The sequence below is a fragment of the Noviherbaspirillum saxi genome, assembly GCF_003591035.1.
Lineage (GTDB): Bacteria > Pseudomonadota > Gammaproteobacteria > Burkholderiales > Burkholderiaceae_D > Noviherbaspirillum > Noviherbaspirillum saxi.
In genome coordinates this window covers 3,031,247-3,053,334 of sequence record NZ_QYUO01000001.1, presented here as the reverse complement: position 1 = coordinate 3,053,334, position 22,088 = coordinate 3,031,247, and the positions used below count along the sequence as shown (strand labels likewise).

The window sequence follows — 22,088 nt, the reverse complement described above, 5'->3', positions numbered from 1 at the left end:
TTCCCCATCCCCCGATCGAGTTTTCCACCATGCTCATGTCCACGCAAGCCAACCGCTATGCGCATCAACTGCTCGATGCGCGGGCGCGGGCGCAGCTCATGCCGCCGTTGTCCGCGGAATCATCCCTTTCCATTGCGGACAGCTATGACATCGTCCGCTGCACCATGGACATTCGTATTGCACAAGGGGAAACTCCAATCGGGCGAAAAATCGGCTTTACCAATCGCAAGATATGGTCCAAGTATGGCGAGCGCGAGCCGATCCGCACCCCGATCTGGACTCCGGTATTCGATGCCACCGTGCGTTTTACCGAAGACAATCGCGGCATCCAGAGCCTGCTCGGCGCGACGCAACCCCGCATCGGTCCGGAGCTGGTATTCAAGCTTGGTTCCACACCGGCTCCCGACGCGACGATGGAAGAGCTTGCCGATTGCATCGAATGGATGGCGCATGCATTCGAAATCGTGATTTGCCCTTTCCCTGGCTGGAAATTTGAAATGGCCGATTCGATCGCCGCATTCGGTCTGCATGGATCCCTGATCGTGGGAGAGCCAAGAATGCTGTCGGCGGCAAGCCGGCGCAATCTGGCCGATGTACTGGCCAATGCCAGCCTGTCGCTGTCCTGTGGCGACGAATTGCGATCGGCCGGCTTCGGCAGCGATGTGCTCGGCAGCCCCTTGCACGCCTTATGGCATCTGCATCAATTGCTGCGCGAGCAGCCGCAATTTGCACCGATGGAGGCGGGTGAAATCATTACCACCGGTACCTGGACCGATGTGTGCCCGATCAAGCCGGGTGAAACCTGGACCTCCGCGTTTTCGGGTGTCAGTCTGCCGGGATTGACGATTTCCTTTGTTTGAATCGGGATTTGATTCAACGACGTAAAGCAAACTGTTCAAAACCCAAAGGGCGCCTGCAATGCGGGCGCCCTTTGGGTTTTGTTTCTGCCGGTTCTGCTTACTCCGCGCGCACCCAGGTCTGGGTCCGGCCCAGCATGGGCACACCGATATAGCCGCGCACATCCAGCTTCTTGCCGCCATCGTTGAGCGACATCTTGCTTTTGTAAACCTTGCCGTTGCCAGGATCGAGGATCTGGCCGCCATTGTATTCGTTGCCGTCTTTTTTCATGCCGGTGATGATGGTCATGCCGACGATCGGCTGGTCTTTGCGTGCATCTTCGCATTTGTCGCATTTAGGATTGGGTTCCGCGCCGGCTTCCGGGAAAAGTTTCTCGATCCTGCCGCGCAATTCGCCGCCATTGTCGGTGATCCGCACCAGCGACTTCGGCTTGCCGGTCTCGTCATCAATGGTTTTCCATAAGCCCACCGGCGACGCGTCCTGCGCCCACGCGGCAGATCCGGCAAGCGCCGCGATGGCGATGCCGTAGCCAATCATTATTCTGATCATAGTGTCCTGTCTCCTGAAGTACCGTTGGGGCTGCCGCTGCTGGTATAGCGCGACAGACCCAAGTGTCCCGTACGGGATTCTTAGCTTTTTTGCAGTTTCTCAAACTGCTCGCGCAGTTTTTCCAGCGTGGCTCCAAAGGTCACGAGACGCTCTTTCTCCTGAGCTACGACTTGAGCAGGGGCACGGGCGACGAAGCTTTCATTGCCGAGCTTGGCGTTGGCCTTGGTGATCTCGCCTTCGAGTCGCGCGACCTCTTTCGACAGGCGTTCGCGTTCGGCCGCGACATCGATCTCCACTTTCAGCATCAGCTTGGCAGTACCGACTACCGAGACCGGCGCCGGCGATTCCGGCAAGGTGCTGACTACCTGCACATCGGACAGCTTCGCCAATGCCTGCAGGTAGGGCACGAAGGATTGCACATGCGCCTGTTCTTCACCGCTCGCCTCGATAACCAGCGGGACGCGCTGTGCAGGCGACAATTGCATTTCTCCGCGCAGATTACGGCATGCATCCGTCATGGCCTTGAGCTGCGTCATCCAGGTTTCCGCCTTGTCATCGATCTTTTCCGCGTTCGGCTGCGGGTAGGCTTGCAGCATGATCGATTCGCCGGCTGCATCGAGCCGGCGGTCGGTCATTGGCGCAATCTTTTGCCACAGCTGTTCGGTGATGAATGGAATGACCGGATGCGACAGGCGCAGCACGGTTTCGAGCACACGCAGCAAGGTGCGGCGCGTTGCGCGCTGCTGGGCTTCATTGCCATTCTGGATTTGTACCTTCGCGACTTCGAGATACCAGTCGCAGTATTCGTCCCAGATGAACTTGTAGATCGCGGAAGCGATATTGTCGAAGCGGTAATCGGCAAAGCCTTTTTCCACGTCGGCTTCGGTACGCTGCAGCAGCGATACGATCCAGCGATCGGCTTGTGAAAAATCGCGTCCGCCTTCGCCGCAGGATGCGCCATCGAAGCCGCAATCCTTGCCTTCGGTATTCATCAGCACAAAGCGCGTTGCATTCCACAGCTTGTTGCAGAAGTTGCGATAGCCTTCGCAGCGATTCAGATCGAAGTTGATGTTGCGGCCGAGCGAAGCATAGCTTGCCATCGTGAAGCGCAGCGCATCGGTACCGAAGGCCGGAACGCCGTTCGGGAATTCCTTGCGCGTCGCCTTGGCGATGCTTTCCGCCTGCTTGGGATTCATCAGGCCGGTGGTACGCTTGGCAACCAGCGCTTCGACATCGATGCCGTCGATCAGGTCGATCGGGTCCAGCGTATTGCCCTTGGACTTGGACATCTTCTGGCCGCTCGCATCGCGCACCAGGCCGTGCACGTATACGGTATCGAATGGCACCTTGCCGGTGAAGTGCGTGGTCATCATCACCATGCGCGCAACCCAGAAGAAGATGATGTCGAAGCCGGTGACCAGCACCGACGACGGCAGGAACATTTTGTAATCCGGCGTTTCTTCCGGCCAGCCCAGCGAAGAGAAGGGCACCAGCGCGGACGAGAACCAGGTGTCGAGCACATCGCTTTCGCGTTTCAGCGTCTTGCCGCCAGCCTGCGCCTGCGCTTCCTCTTCGTTGCGCGCGACGTAGATATTACCTTCGTCGTCATACCATGCCGGGATCTGATGGCCCCACCACAGCTGACGCGAGATGCACCAGTCCTGGATATTGTTGAGCCATTGATTGTAGGTCGTGGCCCAGTTCTCGGGCACGAACTTGATCTCGCCGCCGGACACCTTTTCGAGGGCGACTTCGGCGATCGACTTGCCGGGGAAGTGCGTGCCTTCCGGCGCCGGCTTGCTCATCGCGACAAACCACTGGTCGGTCAGCATCGGCTCGATCACGACGCCGGTGCGGTCGCCGCGCGGGACCATCAGCTTGTGCGGCTTGACCAGTTCGAGCAAGCCTTCGGCCTCAAGGTCGGTCACGATCTGCTTGCGCGCATCGTAGCGGTCCATGCCATGGTATTTGGCCGGGCCGTTTTCATTGATCTTCGCATCGAGCGTGAGGATGCTGATCTTTTCAAGATTGTGGCGCTGGCCGACCGCATAGTCGTTGAAGTCGTGCGCCGGCGTGATCTTGACGCAGCCGGTGCCGAATTCCTTGTCGACGTACTCGTCGGCGATGATTGGAATTTCGCGTCCGGTCAGCGGCAGCTTCAGCAGCTTGCCGACCAGCGCGGTGTAACGTTCGTCGGTCGGGTCCACCGCAACCGCGACGTCGCCCAGCATGGTTTCCGGACGAGTCGTCGCGACCGTGATGTGGCCGTTGCCATCGGCCAGCGGATAGTGGATATGCCACATGTGGCCGTCTTCTTCTTCCGATACCACTTCGAGGTCGGACACTGCGGTGAGCAGCTTCGGGTCCCAGTTGACCAGGCGCTTGCCGCGATAGATCAGCCCCTGCTGGTGAAGGCGTACGAAGACTTCGGTCACGGCCTTGGACATTTTTTCGTCCATCGTGAAGTATTCGCGGCTCCAGTCGGTGGATGCGCCCATGCGGCGCATCTGGCCGGTGATGGTCGAACCGGAATGCTCTTTCCACTCCCACACCTTTTCCAGGAACTTCTCGCGGCCGAGGTCGTGGCGTGAAATCTTTTGCGCATCGAGTTGGCGTTCGACGACGATCTGCGTCGCGATGCCGGCGTGGTCGGTACCGGGAATCCAGGCGGTATTGTGGTCGCGCATCCGGTAGTAACGGGTCAGGCCATCCATGATCGTCTGGTTGAACGCATGTCCCATATGCAGCGTGCCGGTGACATTCGGTGGCGGCAGCTGGATGCTGAATGCAGGTTTACCGGCATCGGTGGTCGCGGTGTAGTATCCGCGCTTTTCCCATTCCGTATGCCAGTGTTTCTCAATCTCGGCGGGCTCGAAAGACTTGGCTAATTCCATGATTTAACTTATGTTTCTGCGAAACTAACCATTATAAAGGACGCGATGGCTGACATCCGCGCAGATCCGCGTATAATTCGCCGAAGTCATGCCACATGACCAATGCTAGGGGTCCTGGCCCGCTTGAAATTGTTGAATCAAGCGCACGCCGGGTGAGAAATACCCTTGAACCTGATCTGGATAATGCCAGCGAAGGGAAGCAACCGGAAACACGCACCACTCTTCCGCCGCTCCTTCGCTTTATCGTTTTAGCAAAGGAGCAACATGAACGCCCATCCGCCATTCCTCGCCGCCACCGCCACGGTCGACGAAGCCGCCATCCAGCCGCTGCCCAATTCCCGCAAGATTTATGTCGAAGGTTCGCGCCCCGATATCCGCGTGCCGATGCGCGAAATCAGCCAGTCCGATACCCCGGCGTCATTCGGCGCGGAACAGAACCCGCCGATCACCGTCTATGACACCTCCGGTCCCTACAGCGACCCGGCGGTCAAGATCGACATCCGCTCCGGGCTGGCCGCAGTGCGTGCCGGCTGGATCGCCGAACGCCACGATACCGAAGAATTGCCCGGCCCGACCTCGCACTACGGCGTCGAGCGCCTGAACGACCCCAAGTTGGCCGAGCTGCGCTTCAATTTGCACCGCAAGCCGCGCCGCGCGCTGGCTGGCAAGAATGTGACCCAGATGCACTATGCGCGCCAGGGCATCATCACGCCGGAAATGGAATACATCGCGATCCGGGAAAACCTGCGCCGCAAGGAGTACTTGGAGGGCCTGAAAGCCTCCGGTCCGATGGGACAGAAACTGGCCGACCTGATGGGGCGCCAGCATCCCGGCCACAGCTTTGGCGCGGCGATTCCTGCCGAGATCACGCCGGAATTCGTGCGCTCCGAAATCGCCTGCGGCCGCGCCATCATTCCCGCCAACATCAATCACCCGGAAATCGAACCGATGATCATCGGCCGCAATTTCCTGGTCAAGATCAATGCCAATATCGGCAACTCCGCCGTCACCTCGTCGATCGGCGAAGAAGTCGAAAAAATGACCTGGGCCATCCGTTGGGGCGGCGATACCGTGATGGACCTGTCGACCGGCAAGCACATCCATGAAACCCGCGAATGGATCATCCGCAATTCGCCGGTGCCGATCGGGACCGTGCCGATTTACCAGGCGCTGGAAAAGGTCAATGGCAAGGCCGAAGACCTGACCTGGGAAATCTTCCGCGACACGCTGATCGAGCAGGCCGAACAGGGCGTCGACTACTTCACGATCCATGCCGGCGTGCGGCTGCAATATGTGCCGCTGACGGCCAAGCGCATGACCGGCATCGTGTCGCGTGGCGGCTCGATCATGGCGAAATGGTGTCTCGCGCATCACAAGGAATCCTTCCTGTACGAACATTTCGAAGATATCTGCGCCATCATGAAAGCCTATGACGTGTCGTTCTCGCTGGGCGACGGCTTGCGCCCGGGCTCGATTTACGATGCCAACGACGAAGCGCAGCTGGGCGAACTGAAGACGCTGGGCGAACTCACGCAGATCGCCTGGAAGCATGATGTGCAAGTGATGATCGAAGGGCCCGGCCATGTGCCGATGCACCTGATCAAGGAAAACATGGACCTGCAGCTGGAGCAGTGCCATGAAGCGCCGTTCTATACGCTCGGCCCATTGACCACCGACATCGCACCGGGCTACGACCACATCACCTCCGGCATCGGCGCGGCCATGATCGGCTGGTACGGTACCGCGATGCTGTGCTACGTCACACCGAAGGAACACCTGGGCTTGCCCAACAAGGACGATGTCAAGGAAGGCATCATCACCTACAAGCTGGCGGCGCATGCGGCTGATCTTGCGAAGGGGCATCCGGGCGCGCAGATCCGCGACAACGCGTTGTCGAAAGCGCGTTTCGAATTCCGCTGGGAAGACCAGTTCAACATCGGTCTCGATCCGGACAAGGCGCGTGAATTCCATGACGAGACCTTGCCCAAGGACTCGGCGAAAGTCGCGCATTTCTGTTCGATGTGCGGTCCGCATTTTTGCTCGATGAAGATCACCCAGGATGTGCGCGACTATGCGGCCAGCCAGGGCATTTCGGACGAGCAGGCGCTGAAGAAAGGCATGGAAGTCAAGGCGGTCGAATTCGTCAAGAGCGGCGCCGAAATCTATCGCAAGCAGTAAGGGCCATGGAGATTGAATTGAACGGTGTGCCGCATGCGGTTGCCGACAATGAAAACGTGCAGGGATTAATTGCTTCGCTGGATTTGGTTGGCAAGTCGCTGGCAGTGGCGATCAATCGCGAAGTCGTGCCGAGGCAGATGTGGGTTGAACGGCTGCTTTGTCCGAACGATCGGGTCGATATCGTGCGTGCGATTGGTGGTGGTTGAATAGTGAGACTTTCAGAGGCCGATTTTTAACTGCAAGTTGGCAAGACCTTGAAGTTCCCTCCCTTTCAAGGGGAGGGGTAGGGTGGGGATGGGGTAAGTAATGCAAGGACAAACAAACACATTTGTCAGACCCGCCGTAAAGTCATTGAGAAAAACAATGACCGACGCCGAACAAAAGCTGTGGCAGCGTTTGCGTCGAGAACAACTGGGCTGCAAATTTCGACGCCAACATCCATTCGATACCTACGTATTGGATTTTGTCTGTCTGGAACGGAAGCTTGTTATTGAAGTCGATGGGTCTCAGCACGTGGAGAACCATCAGTACGACGAAATTCGTTCGGCGAAGTTGTCTATCGCTGGATTCACTGTCTTGCGATTTTGGAATAACGAAGTGTTGACCGAAACAGATGCAGTGGTTCAGATGATTTGGAATGTTTTGAACCCATCCCCACCCCAGCCCTCCCCCTATGCCGGGTGCCCTTGAAGGGGAGGGAGAGCGTAGCTATGGCAAGGATACTGTGCCCATCACATTCTTCTCTGAATAGTTGGCAAAAAAACTCAGTGCATTAAGGAGATTTCATGAGCAATCAAAACAGCATCACTCAGAGCGATCAGGGGCTCACCATCGCCGGCAAGACCTACGGCTCCCGCCTGCTGGTCGGCAGCGGCAAATACCGCGACCTGGAAGAAACCCGTGCCGCGACCGAAGCCAGCGGCGCCGACATCATTACTGTGGCAATCCGGCGCGTCAACATTGGGCAAGACCCAAGCGCGCCGAATCTGCTCGATGTGGTGCCGCCCTCGCGCTATACCATCCTGCCGAATACCGCAGGCTGCTACAACGCCAAGGATGCGGTCTACACCTTGCAACTGGCGCGGGAATTGTTGAACGGCCACAAGCTGGTCAAGCTGGAAGTTTTGGGGGACGAGAAGACCCTGTTTCCCAACATGCCGGAAACCCTGAAGGCTGCCGAGACCCTGGTGCAGGATGGCTTCGATGTGATGGTCTATTGCAGCGACGATCCTATCCAGGCAAGGATGCTCGAACAGATCGGTTGCGTCGCGGTGATGCCGCTGGCGTCGCTGATCGGTTCCGGCATGGGCATCCTCAATCCATGGAACCTGTCGCTGATCATCGAGCAGGCCAAGGTGCCGGTGCTGGTCGATGCCGGTGTCGGGACCGCTTCCGATGCGGCGATTGCGATGGAACTCGGTTGCGACGGCGTATTGATGAATACCGCGATCGCCGGTGCGCGCGACCCGATCCGCATGGCGCGCGCGATGAAGCTGGCGGTTGAAGCGGGGCGCGAAGCCTATCTCGCCGGGCGCATCGCCAAGCGTTTTGCCGCATCGCCATCGTCGCCGATGGAAGGCCGGGCAACGTGATGCGACCAAGCGTGCTGGTGTTCGCCGGATCCGATCCCAGCAGCGGAGCCGGCGTGCAGGCCGATATTCAGGCTATCGCCGCGCTGGGTGCGCACCCGTTGTCAGTCATTACTGCGCTTACCGTGCAGGACAATGACAGGGTGTATCAGGTGCAAGCCGTATCGGCGCAACTGGTGCAGCGGCAGGCACAGGTATTGATTGAAAAAATAGACGTGGCCGCGGTGAAAATCGGCATCGTTGGCAACCGCGCCAACGCCGAGGCAATCGCCGAAACGATCAAATTGCTCAGGGAACGCAAGCCGGATCTGCATGTGGTGCTTGATCCGGTGCTGGCCAGCGGCCATGGCGATACCTTGTCGCAAGACAATCCCTTGCAGGCGATGGCAATGCTACTGCCGCTGGCGACGATAATCACGCCCAACCTGCCCGAGGCCGAAGTGCTGTGCGGCGGAGAGCGCCGCATCGAAGCACAGGCCGACAAGCTTTTGTTCCAGTGCCCCAACGTATTGATCAAGGGCGGGCATGGTCAGGAACCCGATGTCGTCAACCGCTGGTATTCGCATGGCGGTCAGCACACCTGGACCTGGCCCAGGCTGAATGGACATTTTCACGGCAGCGGATGCACGCTGGCGTCGGCGATCGCGGCCTTGCTGGCGCTTGGCAAACCGATGTCCGAGGCACTTGAATCGGCGCAGGCATATTGCCAGCATGCGCTGATATCTTCGTACGCGATCGCCGACGGTCAGCGTATTCCGGACCGCAGTGCGACTTTGGAGAACAATGCATGAAAGGTTTATATCTGGTCACACCCGATTGGGATGACACACAAGAACTGGTGCGGGTAACGGAAGCGGGGCTGCGTGGCGGCGCCGCATTGGTGCAATACCGGCACAAGACCGCAGCGGCCGCGTTGCGCCGCGAGCAGGCGCAAGCGTTGCAGCAACTCTGCCGCCGTTATGCACGCCCCTTCATCATCAACGACCATGTGGAACTGTGCATAGAGATCGATGCCGACGGCGTTCATGTCGGCGGCACCGATGCGTCAGTGGCGCAGGCACGTGCGATGGTCGGGCCGACGAAGATTGTCGGCGCGTCATGCTACGGCACGCTGTCGCTTGCGCAAGAGGCGCATGCCGCCGGCGCAAGCTATGTGGCATTCGGCGGCTTTTATCCTTCGCGCGTAAAGAAATACGACTTCCATACGTCGCCCGAAATCATCACCGAGGCGAAGGCCGAAGTGCCTTTGCCCAACGTCGTCATTGGTGGCATGACCCGGGAAAATGCAACTCCATTGGTTGCGCTTGGTACCGACATGGTGGCTGCGATCAGCAGTGTATATATGGTGGATGATCCCGAAACTGCGGCGCGTGGTTTCGCCAGTCTGTTCGCATAGCAGTCTTGACAGTTTGCCTAAGCAAACTGTCAACATGCCGGTCCATGCGGGCATGTGGCAGCCGATATTGCCGCGAGCATGTTGCGCCACGGGCTTATAATCGGTGGATGCAAAATCTTCTCCATAATCTCAATCCCGAGCAACTTGCGGCAGTCACTTTGCCGGCGCAGCCGGCGCTGATCCTGGCCGGTGCGGGCTCCGGAAAGACCCGCGTTCTGACAACACGTATCGCATGGCTGGTGCAGACCGGACAGGTTTCTCCAACCGGCATTCTTGCGGTGACGTTTACCAACAAGGCCGCGAAGGAAATGCTGTCGCGCCTGTCCGCAATGTTGCCGATCAATACACGCGGCATGTGGATCGGCACCTTCCACGGCTTGTGCAATCGGTTGTTGCGCGCCCACTATCGCGACGCCGGCTTGCCCCAGACGTTTCAAATTCTCGATTCCGCCGATCAGCTATCGATGATCAAGCGCCTGCTCAAGGCGCTCAATGTCGACGATGAAAAATACCCGCCGCGCAATCTGATGTATTTCATCAATGGCGCAAAAGACCAGGGCTTGCGCGCCAAGGATGTCGAAGCGCATGACGAATACAATCGCCGCTTCGTCGAACTTTACGACGCATATGACAATCAGTGCCAGCGCGAAGGTGTGGTCGACTTTGCCGAACTCTTGTTGCGTAGTTATGAACTGCTGAGCCGCAACCAGCCGTTGCGCGAGCATTATCAATCGCGCTTCCGCCATATCCTGGTCGACGAATTCCAGGACACGAACAACCTGCAATACAACTGGCTCAAGCTGATGGCCGGCGAACACAATGCCGTATTCGCGGTCGGCGACGATGACCAGAGCATCTATGCATTCCGCGGCGCCAATGTCGGCAACATGGTTGCCTTTGAACGCGAATTCCGCGTGCAAAACCTGATCAAGCTGGAACAGAATTATCGTTCGCACGGCCACATCCTCGATACCGCCAATACGCTGATCGCCAACAACAGCAAGCGTCTCGGCAAAAACCTGCGCACCGACGCGGGGCATGGCGAGCCGGTCCGCATCTATGAAGCCAGCAGCGATATCCAGGAAGCGCAATGGATCATCGAGGAAGCCAAGAGCCTGATCAATGAGGGCGCGCTGCGCAGCGAGGTTGCGATCCTGTACCGGTCCAATGCGCAGTCGCGCGTGATCGAACACGCCTTGTTCACCGCCGGCATTCCCTACCGCGTGTATGGCGGACAGCGCTTTTTCGAACGTGCTGAAATCAAGCATGCGATTGCCTACCTACAGTTGATGGACAATCCGCACAACGACTCGGCCTTCCTGCGCGTGGTGAATTTTCCGACGCGCGGTATCGGTGCGCGCTCGATCGAGCAGCTGCAGGATGCCTCGCGCCAGTACGGCATTTCGCTGTATGCGGCAGTGCCTTATGTTGCGGGCAAGGCGGGTTCGTCGCTCGGTTCCTTCGTCAAGCTGGTCGAGGCGATGCGCTTTGAAACGCAAAACCTGCCGCTGCAGGAAATGGTCAAGGTCATGCTCGACATGAGCGGGTTGATTCCGCATTACCAGACCGAAAAGGAAGGCGCCGACCGCATCGAAAACCTGGAGCAGTTGGTCAGTGCGGCGATGCTGTTCGTGTCGGAAGAAGGTTTCGGTATCGATTCGCCGGCTTTCCTGGGGCCGAAGGCACAGGCCACCGCCGGTACGCCGCTGCCCAATGGCGATGAAGTGATCGATGCTGACGCGCCACTGCCCACGGTAATGTCACCGCTGTCGGCCTTCCTGTCGCATGCTTCGCTGGAAGCCGGCGACAACCAGGCGCAGGCCGGCCAGGATGCGCTGCAGCTGATGACCGTGCATTCCGCCAAGGGCCTGGAATTCGATGCGGTATTCATCACCGGCCTGGAAGAAGGCTTGTTCCCGCATGAGAACAGCGCGAAGGAAGAAGGCGGCATGGAAGAAGAGCGGCGCCTGATGTATGTGGCGATCACGCGCGCCAAGAAGCGGCTGTATATGAGCTTTTCGCAGACCCGCATGCTGCATGGCCAGACGCGCTACAACATGAAGTCGCGCTTTTTCGATGAACTGCCGGAAGGCGCGCTGAAATGGCTGTCGCCCAAGCTGCAGCACCACTGGTTCGGCAACAAGAAGTCGGCATGGGATGATGCGCCCGAAAGCGGCGTCAACACCATCGCGCAAAGCTTCGTGCGCAAGGATGTCGGCTGGCGCATCGGCGAAACCGTGGCGCACCAGAAGTTCGGCGAAGGCGTGATCGTCAATATCGAAGGCAGCGGCACCAATTCACGCGCGCATATCAATTTCGGCAGGCACGGGATGAAGCTGCTGGATTTGAATATCGCGAAGCTGGAACGGGTGGGCGGATAGCGAAATCGGCATCGTGGCTACGCTGAAAGATTGAAAAACTTCATCGGATCCACACGCCACTTTTCCGGCGACTGATGGCTGACACTCTTGTCGCCGCCGCCCATGCCCAGCGGCTTGGACAAATCCACCTGTATCGGCTTGATATAGGTGTTGGACTTGGTGCTGAAAAACACATTGACCTTCGGCGCCAGCAGATTGGTCTCATGCGGCTCAGTCACGACACCAAGACGGCCCGATTCCAGCAGCACCAGCGTACCCACCGGATAAATGCCGACGCAACGCATGAAGCTTTGCACATGCTGCGGATTGAAATGGAATTTGCACCATTCGAAGCCGCCCAGTCGTGGCCCAGCTTGAGCCGGCGGATTCCGATCTTCTTGATCATCGGAATTCCTTTGCGGAATGGATGCCTGATGCAACCGGTCGGGGAGACAAGGGAAGTATAGTTACTTTGTTGCCTCTCGACACTAACCGCAAAGCCTTATTCCGGTATGGCAGCTCCCGTCGTCTCCGGATGGCCGAAAACGCTTGTGTAGGTCGGGTAAAACGAGCAGTACATGATGACCGTGAGCATCAGGGACAAGGGCAGCAGAACCAGCATCACAACGAAGGCCTTGGCGACCAGCATCGCGATCAGGCTGCTGACCATGGCCGGCATCAGGACGCCGATCAGCAGCCACGACAATCCATATACGATAAATGCCTTGCCCGAGCGCTTGACGGCAAAAAAGCTGTAGAACACGGCCTTGCCGACCCCCATTTTTTGCCAGAAAATCAACGGCGCCGCATACCAGAATGCCATGGCGGCCGGCGTGTAGACCGCCGCTGAAAACAGCATCGCCAATGACATGTTGGAATTGCGAATCGTGTCCCGGTCCAGCGCCTGGTCGCTGCTCATGACTTGCCAGAACACGCCGCCGTCGATCAATGCAGAAGCGGCGACCGCAGCTACGGCGGCGACCAGATACAGTACGCCCAGCTTGAGCAGCGAAGGAAAGGCGGGCGAGCGGAATCCGGTCAGCAACAGGTTGGGATAGACCTTCTTGCCTTTTTCGATCTGGGTACAGGCTTGCATGAAAGCCATCGAAAACACCGGTATCAGGACCATCGGCAGGATCTGGCCGAGCAGCGGCACGATGCCTAAAGCAAGCATCAGGAACATGTAGGCAAGGAACAGCGTTGACATCTCGGCGGGCTGCTTGCGGAATAGCGCAAAGCCTTCCTTCACCCAGAGCCAACCGGCATTTGCGGGTAATTTTTCCATTCTTAATATAGTTGGGGAACCGGGTTCTCGATACGCTGGCGCAGGATGCGTTCGAAATGCGTCGGATCGTGTGGGGTCAGCATTTCGGCTTCGCGCGGCAAATGGAAATCGTACAGCCGCGACAACCAGAAACGCAGTGCGCCGGCTTGCAGCACCGGTTTCCAGGCATGCTTTTCTGCTTCGTTGAACGGGCGTACCGCATGATAAGCATCCAGCATCGCACGTGCGCGGGCAAAGTCGAGCGCACCGGTTTCAAGGTCGATGCACCAATCGTTGACCGTCACAGCCACGTCAAAGATCCAGGTATCGCAGCCGGCAAAGTAAAAATCGAAGAAACCGGTCAGACGTTCGCCGTCAAACATGACATTGTTGCGGAACAGATCCGCATGGACCGGGCCATGCGGCAACTGCCGGTAGATGGCGGAAGCGGCGAAGGCTTCCTGCGCATGGATTTCCGCGCGCAACAGATGTTGCTGGTCTTCCGGCAGATACGGCAGTACCACCGGTGTGGTGGCTTGCCACCAGTCCAGCCCGCGCAGATTCGGCTGGCGAATGCCGAAGTCTTCGCCGGCCATATGCATTTTGGCCAGCATCGCACCGACTGCCGCGCAATGTACGGGCCTGGGATCAAGCTGGGAGGCGCCTTCCAGCTTGGTCACGATGGATGCCGGCTTGCCGTGCAGCGTATGGATGATTTCTCCCTGCTGGTTGGCAATGGGTACCGGCACCAGCACGCCGCGCTCGGCAAGGTGGCGCATCAAATGCAGATAGAACGGCAGTTGCGCAAAACTCAGTTGTTCGAAAATCGTCAGGACGAATTCGCCGGTCTCGGTCGTCAGGAAAAAGTTGGAATTTTCAATGCCGGAGGCAATGCCTTTGATGGCGAGCGGCTTGCCAAGCTTGAACTGGTGCATCCAGTCGGTAAGGTCATCCAGATTGACCGGAGTGAAGACTGCCATGAGCGAAATCGAAAAAGAAAGGGTTCGGGAAAACTGGGCGCTTACTTCCGCGCAGGTGTGGGTGAGGGCGGCACGGGCGCAAGATCGGCTTGTCCGGACTGCGCGGCTTCGACTTCTTTTGCCTCTTGTGGCCGGCTGAAGTCGAATTCCAGCACTTCCCATTGCGCAGCCCGCATGCTGCTGGCTTGGCCGTCGCCGGGCAAGGCGCTGCCGGAGGAATCATTGGGTTTGAGGTAATAGGTGCTGCCGCCGCTCGTCACCTTGATTTCGGTGACTTTGCCGCCCGGCGCACGTTTTTCCGTCGTCTTGCCTTGCCGGTCCGGCTGGCGGATGGTCACCGCAGGCTCTTCGCCCTCGTCCAGGGGTTGCAGGGCGGGAGGGGGCGGCGTATTGCCGACGGGTTGCTGAGCCCTTGCCGTCAGCGACATTGCAAAAGCTGCAACGCATGCCACCATGAGGGACCGGACCAAAAATGTGCGCATAACAAAGCTTATCTTGTTGTGAATACGATGAAGAGCGAAAAACTCAAGCCCCAACGCAACATTCTAACAAACCGCACCCCGGTCTTCGGCAGCCTTTGTCACAAATATGCGCCCGGTTCCTTGCTGGCGGGCGTGAGCAGATCTTCGCGCGCTTCATAAAATGCAAAGATGGCATCGACCACGTTTGCCGGTTCGTCAATCAGTTGTACCAGATCCAGGTCCTTGGCTTCGATCATGCCATCGGCCAGCAGGGTCGTGCGAAACCAGTCCAGCAGGCCGCCCCAGAATGCGGTACCGACCAGTATCACCGGTATGCGACGCGAGGTGCCGGTCTGGATCAGGGTCAGCACTTCGGTCAGCTCATCAAGCGTGCCGAAGCCGCCGGGCAGCACGACATAGGCATCCGCATATTTGACGAAAGCGACCTTGCGCGCGAAGAAATGACGGAAGCTGATCGAGATATCCTGCCATTCATTCCCTTTCTGTTCTCGCGGCAGCTGGATGTTCAGCCCGACCGACGACGAAGCGCCCTCGAAAGCTCCTTTGTTGGCGGCTTCCATGATGCCCGGTCCGCCGCCGGAAATGACGGCCAGCCCCGCGTCGGACAAGCGGCGCGCGATATCGATGGCTTTCTGGTAGGCCGGATCGTCAGTCTTGGTACGCGCCGATCCGAAGATCGACACTGCCGGCCGCAACTCCGCGAGCCGTTCGGTCGACTCGATAAACTCTGCCATAATCGTGAGCATATGCCACGACTCGCGCGCCTTCTTTTCCGTGGCGCGGCTGATGTCGGCGATCTGCCGCAATCGCGGCACGTTTTTTCCCTTAGACACCATATGAATAAAACCCTGTTGTTAGTGGACGGTTCTAGCTACCTGTACCGTGCCTTCCATGCCATGCCCGACTTGCGCAATTCCGAAGGCGCGCCGACCGGCGCGATCTACGGCATGATCAACATGCTGCGCAAGCTGCGCAATGACTATGCTGCAGGATACATGGCCTGCGTATTCGATGCAAAAGGCAAGACCTTCCGCGACGACTTGTATCCGGAATACAAGGCGCATCGTCCCTCGATGCCCGAAGACCTGGCAAAACAGATCGAGCCCATCCATGAAGCGGTGCGCGCACTCGGCTGGCCCATCCTGATGGTGGACGGTGTGGAAGCCGACGACGTGATCGGCACACTGGCCGCGCAAGCGGTCGAACATGGGTTGGAAGCGGTGGTGTCGACCGGCGACAAGGATATGGCGCAACTGGTCAACGAGCATGTCACGCTAATCAATACGATGACCAATGAAAAGCTCGACCGTGCCGGCGTGATCGCCAAATTCGGCGTGCCGCCCGAGCGCATCATCGATTACCTGACCCTGGTCGGCGACACCGTCGACAACGTGCCGGGCGTCGACAAGGTCGGTCCGAAAACCGCGGTCAAATGGTTGACGCAACATGGTTCGCTCGATGAAATCATCGCGCAGGCGGCCAATATCGGCGGCGCGGTCGGCGAGAACCTGCGTCGCGCGCTCGACTGGCTGCCGATGGGGCGCAAGCTCATCACGATCCGGCACGACTGCGACCTGGCCAAGCATATGGTGTCGATTCCCGAATCGCTGGTCGCCATGCCGGTGGACGATGAGGCGATGATTGAATTCTTCAAGCGCTACGGTTTCAAGACCTGGCTGCGCGAATTGACCGGCGATCCTACCGCCGGTGGCAAGCCGACCGCGCCGCCATCGCAAGCGGCCGATCCGCAAGGCGGATTGTTCGATTCCGCGGCGCTGGTCACGACGAGCGATTATGAAACCGTGCGTACCGAAGAGCGCCTTGCGCACTGGCTCGACACGATCGATAAAGCGGCGCTGACTTCCTTCGATACGGAAACCACTTCGCTCAACGCCATGCAGGCGCAACTGGTCGGCATTTCGCTGTGCTGCCAGCCGGGCGTTGCCGCATATATTCCGCTCGCGCACCGCTACCAGGATGCGCCCACTCAATTGTCGCGCGAGCTGGTGCTTGAGAAACTCAAGCCGTGGCTGGAAGACCCGTCCAAACCCAAGGTCGGCCAGCACCTGAAATACGATTGCCACATCTTCGGCAATTACGGCATTACCGTGCGCGGGATCGCGCACGATACGCTGCTGCAATCCTATGTATTCGAGTCGCACAAAAGCCATGACATGGACAGTCTTGCGCTGCGCCATCTCAATCGCAAGACTGTCACTTACGAAGAAGTGTGCGGCAAGGGCGCTTCGCAAATCTGCTTTGACCAGGTCGCTATCGAGCGCGCCACCGAATATGCAGCCGAAGATGCCGATATCACGCTGCAATTGCATAACGCGATGTGGCCGCATGTCGCGCAGCACGAAGGACTGCGCTTCGTCTATGAAAAGATCGAAGTGCCGACTTCGATCGTCTTGCAAAAGATCGAACGCAACGGCGTGCTGATCGACACCGAACTGCTGGCAAAGCAGTCGCATGAACTCGGCACGCGCATGATGGAAATGGAAAAGCAGGCCTATGAACTGGCCGGCCAGCCCTTCAACCTGAATTCGCCGAAGCAGATAGGCGAAATCTTTTTCGACAAGCTGCAACTGCCGGTAGTGAAGAAAACACCATCGGGTACCCCGTCGACCGACGAGGAAGTATTGCAAAAGCTGGCCGAAAATTATCCATTGCCGAAGGTCCTGCTCGACTATCGCAGCCTGTCCAAGCTGAAGTCGACCTACACCGACAAGCTACCGAAAATGGTCGACCCCAACAGCGGCCGCGTGCATACCAATTATGCGCAGGCAGTCGCTGTTACCGGGCGTCTGGCGTCGAATGAGCCGAATCTGCAGAACATCCCGGTGCGCACCGCCGAAGGCCGGCGTATCCGCGAAGCCTTCATCGCGCCGCCGGGTAGTGTGATCGTATCCGCCGATTATTCGCAGATCGAGCTGCGCATCATGGCGCATATCTCGGGCGATGCCAGCCTGCTGCGCGCCTTCTCGGAAGGCGAGGATATTCACCGCGCGACCGCTGCAGAAATCTTCGGCAGCACGCCGGCCGAAGTCACCAGCGAACAGCGCCGCTATGCCAAGGTCATCAATTTCGGTTTGATCTACGGCATGAGCGCATTCGGACTGGCGAGCAACCTTGGTATCGAGCGCTCGGCCGCGCAAATGTATATCGATAAATACTTTCAGCGCTATCCCGGTGTCGCGCAATACATGGCCGAGACGCGTATCCAGGCCAAGGCGCATGGCTTTGTCGAAACCGTGTTCGGTCGCAGGCTGTGGCTGGCGGAAATCAATTCACCAAACGGACCGCGCCGCCAAGCGGCGGAACGGGCCGCGATCAATGCACCGATGCAGGGTACTGCCGCCGACCTGATCAAGTTGTCGATGATCGCGGTGCAGGACTGGCTGGAAGCCGAGCGGATGCAAGCCAAAATGGTGATGCAGGTGCATGACGAACTGGTGCTCGAAGTGCCCGAGGCGGAATTGTCGTATATTCGTGACAAGCTGCCGGAACTGATGCGCGGCGTCGCGCAGCTGAAGGTGCCGCTGATCGCAGAAGTCGGCGTTGGCAAGAACTGGGATGAAGCGCACTGACCGTGTCGATTCGGTCGATACGCCATCCGGCAAGCGGTTAAAGAAGAAGCGAAGAAGCAAAACATGGTCCGCTCCTGAACATTTGCGGGAGCGCCTTACTTAAGCAAGTCCATCATTCCGGAGGATGTTCTGTGCAAAATTTCATAGACGATTTTGATAGCCTGGTCACCAAGACGCCGTTGTCGGATGGCGTCGATCGCCGCGATTTTCTCAAGACCGCGCTAGGCACCGGCTTTGCCGCAGCCGTCATGCCGGTTGCCGCGCAAAGCGTGCTCAAGACCGACACGTCCGGCCTGACCGCAGGCGAAGTCAGCATCATGGTCAAGGGCCAGAAGGTTCCCGTCTATCGTGCACAGCCGGAAGGCAAGTCGAACTTGCCGGTGGTGCTGGTGGTATCCGAAATTTTCGGCGTGCACGAGCATATCGCCGATGTTGCAAGGCGCTTCGCCAAGCTGGGTTATCTTGCTTTGGCACCGGACCTGTTTGTCCGCCAGGGCAATCCTGCTTCGTATGCAACCGTCCCTGAAGTCGTGAAAGAAGTCGTCTCCAAGGTGCCCGATGAACAGGTCATGGGCGACCTCGATGCGCTCGTCGCCTATGCGAAGGAAAACGGCGGCAATACCGACAAGCTGGGTATTACCGGTTTCTGCTGGGGCGGGCGGATTACATGGCTGTATTCCGCGCATAATCCCAAGGTCAAGGCTGGCGTTGCCTGGTATGGTCGTCTGGTCGGCGACAAGACCGCCTTGGCGCCTGCGCACCCGGTCGATATCGCGCCCAACCTGACGGTGCCCGTGCTCGGCCTATACGGCGGCAAGGATGCCGGCATTCCGCTCGATACAGTGGAAAAGATGAAGACCGCGCTGGCCGATGGCAAGAATAAGTCGGAGTTTGTCGTGTTTCCGAATTCCGGTCACGCATTCCATGCGGATTACCGTCCAAGCTATTTGGAAGCCGATGCCAGGGAAGGTTGGCAGCGTTGCGTTGCCTGGTTCAAGGCGAACGGCGTGGCGTAAGCGTCGTCGGCGGGAAGTGGCGTTCACGCGCCGCTAAGCGAACCATCGAAAAGCCGGCTGAATGCCGGCTTTTTGCATCCCAAAGGCAGCGAATTGACTTTCCCGTTTGCCGAAATGGCCGGTCTATGCTTTAATTTGCAACTTTGTTGCATATTAAACGAGGCACACCATCGACTCCGCGCTGCTTTCCATTCTGCTGGCCACCACGGTCGCTGGCGTCCTCAGCATCACCGCTGCGGCGATATTTTCCTTTGCGCTGCTGTCGAAAATGGTCGAGCGCATGGTCAGCCTTTCGGTCGGCATCCTGCTGGCGACTTCGCTATTGCATGCATTGCCGGAAGCGTTTGAATCGCATGCCGATACGCACGCGCTGTTTGCAACCCTGCTGGGCGGTCTGCTTGGCTTCTTTTTGCTGGAAAAGTTTGCGATTCTTCGGCACTCGCACCATTACGAAGGCGATGGCCATGGGCATGAACATGGGCATGATGCGCATGAAGCCGGTAAGGCCGGATGGATGATTCTGGTCGGCGATGGATTGCATAACTTTACCGATGGCATTCTGATCGCGGCTGCGTTTCTGGCCGATCCGAGCCTGGGCATCATTACCGGCGTTGCGATCATTGCGCATGAAATTCCGCAGGAAATTGGTGACTTCATCGTGTTGCTCAATGCAGGATTTACCCGTACGCGTGCTTATGTGTACAACGTTGTGTGCAGCCTGATGTCGGTGGTGGGGGGCGTGCTGGGGTATTTCATGCTGGAGCGGGCGAGCGACTGGATTCCGTATGTACTGGTGTTTGCTTCTTCGGGATTTATCTATATCGCGGTGAGCGATTTGATGCCGCAGATGCAGCGGCGGGCAACGTTGCGGGAGACGATTCCGCAGGTGGTGTTGATTGCGGTGGGGGTGGGGATTGTGTTGTTTTTGACGGGGCAGAATCATGCGCATTGAGTGCGTGTCGTCGTTCCGAGGTTTCTTCGGAGACTCTGTGCTGCCCGCTCTTCGTAGCGACTAGCCGGGAGTGGCCCCGGCGGGCCACTTTCTTTTTTGCTTCGCCAAAAATTACTCTCCGCGGGCCACCGGTCTCCCCGGGTCTGCACACCATTCGCTCCAGGATCCCGGATATAGCGCTGCGCCGGAAAGTCCGGCAATTTCCATTGCCAGCAAATTATGGCAGGCAGTCGCGCCTGATCCGCACTGCACGATGCTGGCTTCCGGCGATATCAGCAATGCGGAGAAATCGGACCGCAATTCGTCCGCTGACTTGAATCGACCGTCAGTCGTCAAATTGTCTTTAAAAAAACGATTCTTCGCGCCGGGGATATGGCCGCCTACCGGGTCCAGGGTTTCGTTTTCGCCGCGGAAGCGGTCAGGCGCGCGGGCGTCGATTACGATGCGGGTTGGGGTGTTGAGGTTGGCCAGCACATCGTCGACGTTCACCGTGGCGACAAGCGAGGAATGCGGTTCGACGTTGCCGCGCACAGGTGTCACGACATCTTTCGATAGCGGCAGGCCGCGTGCCAGCCATGTTGGGAGACCTCCGTCGAGCACGGCTACCGCTTGGTGGCCGACCCAGCGCAACATCCACCACAACCTTGCTGCGAACATGCCGCCATGCTCGTCGTAGGCAATAACTTGCGAACTATGATTGACGCCCCAGCGCCGCAAGGTTTCAACGAAGGCCGTCGGCTGAGGCAGCGGGTGGCGGCCACGGAATTTGCCGTTGGACCCCGGACTCTTGTCGGACAGGTCGGTGTCGAGGCTGGCAAAGCGCGCACCGGGAATATGACCGCCGGCGTAGGCTTCGGCACCCGCCGCCGGATTGGTCAGATCATGCCGGCAATCGATAACGACCCAGGCCGGATCCTGGTAATGCCGGGCGAGGTCGTTGGCAGAAATCAGCGTGGTATACGGCATGCATATCTCCTCTACACTTCGGTAGCTATCGGATCGTTGGCTTGCGCGACCGTAGCCTTGGCGGCGGGAGTCGCGGTGTTGCGCGTATTGTAATAGGTCGCGGCCAGTCCGCTGCCAAGAATGATGGCAATTCCACACCATCCCAGCCAGCCCGGCACGTCGCCCCAGATCAGAATGCCCCAGGCGCTTGAAAACACGATGCCGGTGTATTGCAGGTTGGCCGTGACCAATGTCTTGCCAAGCCGGTATGCGCGTGTCATCGCCATTTGTGCCACCGTGGCGGTCACGCCGATGGCGAGCAACAGCAAAATTCCCTTGCCATTGTGGGCACTCCACACGGCGGGACGGCCATCTATGGTGTTGGCGATGACGCCTGCCAAGCCGGCCAGCAATCCCATCAGGGAAAAATAAAACACGACCCGGTATTCCGGCTCCCCAAGCTGTCCCAGACGACGCACCTGCAGATAGGCGATCGCGGAAATAAAACCCGAGCCAAGACCGACCAGCCCCGCCAGCCATTGATCGGCATGGAAGGCAGGGCGCAACAGCATGGTCACGCCGATGAAGCTAAGCAGGATGGCGGCCGCCAGCCCCCATTCGAAACGTGTTTGCCCGCTCCACCAGCCGGCGATAAAAAGAATAGCGGCGATCCAGATCGGTGACATGTAGTTCAAGGTCATGCCGGTAGCAAGCGGCAGCTGACCGATAGACCAGAACCACATCCACAATGCCGCGACGCCTATGATCCCGCGCCATACATGGTGCCAGGGCAGGGATGTACGGAAGCTGCCTCCGCGCACGGCGATCAGGCAGCCGAGGAACAAAACCCCGACCAAGCCGCGGTACATCACGATTTCAGATACGGAGTAGATCGAGGACGCCATCTTGACGCAGACGCCCATCAGGGAAAATACGAAGCTGGCAAACAGCATCCAGAGTGATTGCATGGGAAAGGCCGCCAGAGAAGTGCCGGTGCGGTGGTGTTGCGGGGTCTTCGATGATACGCGGATTCTT

Annotated in this window: 21 protein-coding genes and 1 riboswitch; of the genes, 11 read left to right on the top strand and 10 right to left on the bottom strand. The window is 58.5% G+C overall.

Features of this window, described 5'->3' with window-relative positions; translation table 11 throughout:
• The first annotated feature begins 29 nt into the window (after window positions 1-29).
• Window positions 30-860 (top strand): 2-keto-4-pentenoate hydratase, encoded by an 831-nt coding sequence (locus D3871_RS14395; protein ID WP_119769520.1) that lies wholly within the window; start codon window positions 30-32, stop codon window positions 858-860.
• A gap of 97 nt (window positions 861-957) precedes the next feature.
• On the opposite strand, the gene D3871_RS14390 is transcribed toward D3871_RS14395, so the two are convergent.
• Window positions 958-1,407 (bottom strand): DUF2147 domain-containing protein, encoded by a 450-nt coding sequence (locus D3871_RS14390; protein ID WP_233575615.1) that lies wholly within the window; start codon window positions 1,405-1,407, stop codon window positions 958-960.
• A gap of 80 nt (window positions 1,408-1,487) precedes the next feature.
• Window positions 1,488-4,301: a valine--tRNA ligase gene (locus D3871_RS14385; RefSeq protein WP_119769518.1), complete on the bottom strand. Its 2,814-nt coding sequence runs from the start codon at window positions 4,299-4,301 to the stop codon at window positions 1,488-1,490.
• Between the two features lie 97 nt (window positions 4,302-4,398).
• A riboswitch (TPP riboswitch) is annotated at window positions 4,399-4,516 on the top strand.
• Window positions 4,517-4,565: 49 nt separating this feature from the next.
• On the opposite strand from D3871_RS14385, the gene thiC reads away from it, so the two are divergent.
• The 7 genes from thiC (at window position 4,566) to D3871_RS14350 (ending at window position 11,845) form a co-directional block, all read left to right on the top strand.
• Window positions 4,566-6,479 carry a phosphomethylpyrimidine synthase ThiC gene (thiC, locus tag D3871_RS14380; RefSeq protein ID WP_119769517.1) on the top strand — a complete coding sequence of 638 codons (1,914 nt, stop codon included), beginning with the start codon at window positions 4,566-4,568 and terminating at the stop codon, window positions 6,477-6,479.
• 5 nt (window positions 6,480-6,484) lie between these two features.
• On the top strand, window positions 6,485-6,685 hold the full coding sequence (gene thiS / locus D3871_RS14375; protein ID WP_119769516.1) for a sulfur carrier protein ThiS: 201 nt from the start codon (window positions 6,485-6,487) through the stop codon (window positions 6,683-6,685).
• 100 nt (window positions 6,686-6,785) lie between these two features.
• Window positions 6,786-7,169, top strand: a complete 384-nt coding sequence (locus D3871_RS14370; RefSeq protein WP_119769515.1) for an endonuclease domain-containing protein — start codon at window positions 6,786-6,788, stop codon at window positions 7,167-7,169.
• 95 nt (window positions 7,170-7,264) lie between these two features.
• A complete protein-coding gene (locus D3871_RS14365; protein ID WP_119769514.1) occupies window positions 7,265-8,071 on the top strand; it encodes a thiazole synthase in 807 nt (268 codons plus the stop codon).
• Window positions 8,071-8,859: a bifunctional hydroxymethylpyrimidine kinase/phosphomethylpyrimidine kinase gene (gene thiD, locus D3871_RS14360; RefSeq protein ID WP_119769513.1), complete on the top strand. Its 789-nt coding sequence runs from the start codon at window positions 8,071-8,073 to the stop codon at window positions 8,857-8,859. The genes D3871_RS14365 and thiD overlap by 1 nt, the downstream gene beginning before the upstream one ends.
• The gene (thiE, locus tag D3871_RS14355) at window positions 8,856-9,464 is read left to right on the top strand and encodes a thiamine phosphate synthase (protein ID WP_119769512.1); all 609 of its coding nucleotides are present in this window, start codon (window positions 8,856-8,858) and stop codon (window positions 9,462-9,464) included. The genes thiD and thiE overlap by 4 nt, the downstream gene beginning before the upstream one ends.
• Window positions 9,465-9,571: 107 nt before the next feature.
• The gene (locus D3871_RS14350; protein ID WP_119769511.1) at window positions 9,572-11,845 is read left to right on the top strand and encodes a UvrD-helicase domain-containing protein; all 2,274 of its coding nucleotides are present in this window, start codon (window positions 9,572-9,574) and stop codon (window positions 11,843-11,845) included.
• Window positions 11,846-11,862: 17 nt separating this feature from the next.
• On the opposite strand, the gene D3871_RS14345 is transcribed toward D3871_RS14350, so the two are convergent.
• From D3871_RS14345 to D3871_RS14325, 5 genes are all read right to left on the bottom strand, one after another.
• Window positions 11,863-12,129 carry a hypothetical protein gene (locus D3871_RS14345; RefSeq protein WP_338016841.1) on the bottom strand — a complete coding sequence of 89 codons (267 nt, stop codon included), beginning with the start codon at window positions 12,127-12,129 and terminating at the stop codon, window positions 11,863-11,865.
• Between the two features lie 197 nt (window positions 12,130-12,326).
• Window positions 12,327-13,109 carry a BPSS1780 family membrane protein gene (locus tag D3871_RS14340; RefSeq protein WP_119769510.1) on the bottom strand — a complete coding sequence of 261 codons (783 nt, stop codon included), beginning with the start codon at window positions 13,107-13,109 and terminating at the stop codon, window positions 12,327-12,329.
• A gap of 2 nt (window positions 13,110-13,111) precedes the next feature.
• Window positions 13,112-14,068: a homoserine kinase gene (locus tag D3871_RS14335; protein ID WP_119769509.1), complete on the bottom strand. Its 957-nt coding sequence runs from the start codon at window positions 14,066-14,068 to the stop codon at window positions 13,112-13,114.
• 41 nt (window positions 14,069-14,109) lie between these two features.
• Window positions 14,110-14,496 (bottom strand): DUF2782 domain-containing protein, encoded by a 387-nt coding sequence (locus tag D3871_RS14330; protein WP_158597940.1) that lies wholly within the window; start codon window positions 14,494-14,496, stop codon window positions 14,110-14,112.
• Between the two features lie 152 nt (window positions 14,497-14,648).
• Window positions 14,649-15,386: an LOG family protein gene (locus D3871_RS14325; RefSeq protein ID WP_119769507.1), complete on the bottom strand. Its 738-nt coding sequence runs from the start codon at window positions 15,384-15,386 to the stop codon at window positions 14,649-14,651.
• On the opposite strand from D3871_RS14325, the gene polA reads away from it, so the two are divergent.
• Window positions 15,387-18,140, top strand: a complete 2,754-nt coding sequence (gene polA, locus D3871_RS14320) for a DNA polymerase I (RefSeq protein ID WP_119769506.1) — start codon at window positions 15,387-15,389, stop codon at window positions 18,138-18,140. It begins immediately after the preceding gene.
• A 131-nt stretch (window positions 18,141-18,271) separates the two neighbouring features.
• The gene (locus D3871_RS14315) at window positions 18,272-19,156 is read left to right on the top strand and encodes a dienelactone hydrolase family protein (RefSeq protein ID WP_119769505.1); all 885 of its coding nucleotides are present in this window, start codon (window positions 18,272-18,274) and stop codon (window positions 19,154-19,156) included.
• A 153-nt stretch (window positions 19,157-19,309) separates the two neighbouring features.
• On the opposite strand, the gene D3871_RS31365 is transcribed toward D3871_RS14315, so the two are convergent.
• A complete protein-coding gene (locus D3871_RS31365; protein ID WP_274381750.1) occupies window positions 19,310-19,438 on the bottom strand; it encodes a hypothetical protein in 129 nt (42 codons plus the stop codon).
• Between D3871_RS31365 and D3871_RS14310 the strand changes: the two genes are divergently transcribed.
• Entirely contained in the window at window positions 19,425-20,108 is a 684-nt protein-coding gene (locus D3871_RS14310) for a ZIP family metal transporter (protein WP_233575613.1), read from the top strand. The genes D3871_RS31365 and D3871_RS14310 overlap by 14 nt on opposite strands.
• A gap of 111 nt (window positions 20,109-20,219) precedes the next feature.
• On the opposite strand, the gene D3871_RS14305 is transcribed toward D3871_RS14310, so the two are convergent.
• On the bottom strand, window positions 20,220-21,074 hold the full coding sequence (locus D3871_RS14305) for a sulfurtransferase (RefSeq protein ID WP_119769503.1): 855 nt from the start codon (window positions 21,072-21,074) through the stop codon (window positions 20,220-20,222).
• Between the two features lie 11 nt (window positions 21,075-21,085).
• Window positions 21,086-22,021, bottom strand: a complete 936-nt coding sequence (locus tag D3871_RS14300; RefSeq protein WP_119769502.1) for a DMT family transporter — start codon at window positions 22,019-22,021, stop codon at window positions 21,086-21,088.
• Window positions 22,022-22,088: the final 67 nt, after the last annotated feature.

Excerpts from the sequence above, each read along its gene's own strand:
- D3871_RS14325 (WP_119769507.1), bottom strand. The coding sequence starts at position 15,386 with ATGGTGTCTAAGGGAAAAAACGTGCCGCGATTGCGGCAGATCGCCGAC.
- thiE (WP_119769512.1), top strand. The coding sequence starts at position 8,856 with ATGAAAGGTTTATATCTGGTCACACCCGATTGGGATGACACACAAGAA.
- D3871_RS14305 (WP_119769503.1), bottom strand. The coding sequence starts at position 21,074 with ATGCCGTATACCACGCTGATTTCTGCCAACGACCTCGCCCGGCATTAC.
- D3871_RS14335 (WP_119769509.1), bottom strand. The coding sequence starts at position 14,068 with ATGGCAGTCTTCACTCCGGTCAATCTGGATGACCTTACCGACTGGATG.
- D3871_RS14350 (WP_119769511.1), top strand. The coding sequence starts at position 9,572 with ATGCAAAATCTTCTCCATAATCTCAATCCCGAGCAACTTGCGGCAGTC.
- D3871_RS14300 (WP_119769502.1), bottom strand. The coding sequence starts at position 22,021 with ATGCAATCACTCTGGATGCTGTTTGCCAGCTTCGTATTTTCCCTGATG.
- D3871_RS31365 (WP_274381750.1), bottom strand. The coding sequence starts at position 19,438 with ATGCGCTCGACCATTTTCGACAGCAGCGCAAAGGAAAATATCGCCGCA.
- D3871_RS14340 (WP_119769510.1), bottom strand. The coding sequence starts at position 13,109 with ATGGAAAAATTACCCGCAAATGCCGGTTGGCTCTGGGTGAAGGAAGGC.
- polA (WP_119769506.1), top strand. The coding sequence starts at position 15,387 with ATGAATAAAACCCTGTTGTTAGTGGACGGTTCTAGCTACCTGTACCGT.
- D3871_RS14310 (WP_233575613.1), top strand. The coding sequence starts at position 19,425 with ATGGTCGAGCGCATGGTCAGCCTTTCGGTCGGCATCCTGCTGGCGACT.
- D3871_RS14365 (WP_119769514.1), top strand. The coding sequence starts at position 7,265 with ATGAGCAATCAAAACAGCATCACTCAGAGCGATCAGGGGCTCACCATC.
- D3871_RS14390 (WP_233575615.1), bottom strand. The coding sequence starts at position 1,407 with ATGATCAGAATAATGATTGGCTACGGCATCGCCATCGCGGCGCTTGCC.
- D3871_RS14395 (WP_119769520.1), top strand. The coding sequence starts at position 30 with ATGCTCATGTCCACGCAAGCCAACCGCTATGCGCATCAACTGCTCGAT.
- thiD (WP_119769513.1), top strand. The coding sequence starts at position 8,071 with ATGCGACCAAGCGTGCTGGTGTTCGCCGGATCCGATCCCAGCAGCGGA.
- thiC (WP_119769517.1), top strand. The coding sequence starts at position 4,566 with ATGAACGCCCATCCGCCATTCCTCGCCGCCACCGCCACGGTCGACGAA.
- D3871_RS14330 (WP_158597940.1), bottom strand. The coding sequence starts at position 14,496 with ATGTCGCTGACGGCAAGGGCTCAGCAACCCGTCGGCAATACGCCGCCC.
- D3871_RS14385 (WP_119769518.1), bottom strand. The coding sequence starts at position 4,301 with ATGGAATTAGCCAAGTCTTTCGAGCCCGCCGAGATTGAGAAACACTGG.
- D3871_RS14370 (WP_119769515.1), top strand. The coding sequence starts at position 6,786 with ATGCAAGGACAAACAAACACATTTGTCAGACCCGCCGTAAAGTCATTG.
- thiS (WP_119769516.1), top strand. The coding sequence starts at position 6,485 with ATGGAGATTGAATTGAACGGTGTGCCGCATGCGGTTGCCGACAATGAA.
- D3871_RS14345 (WP_338016841.1), bottom strand. The coding sequence starts at position 12,129 with ATGCGTTGCGTCGGCATTTATCCGGTGGGTACGCTGGTGCTGCTGGAA.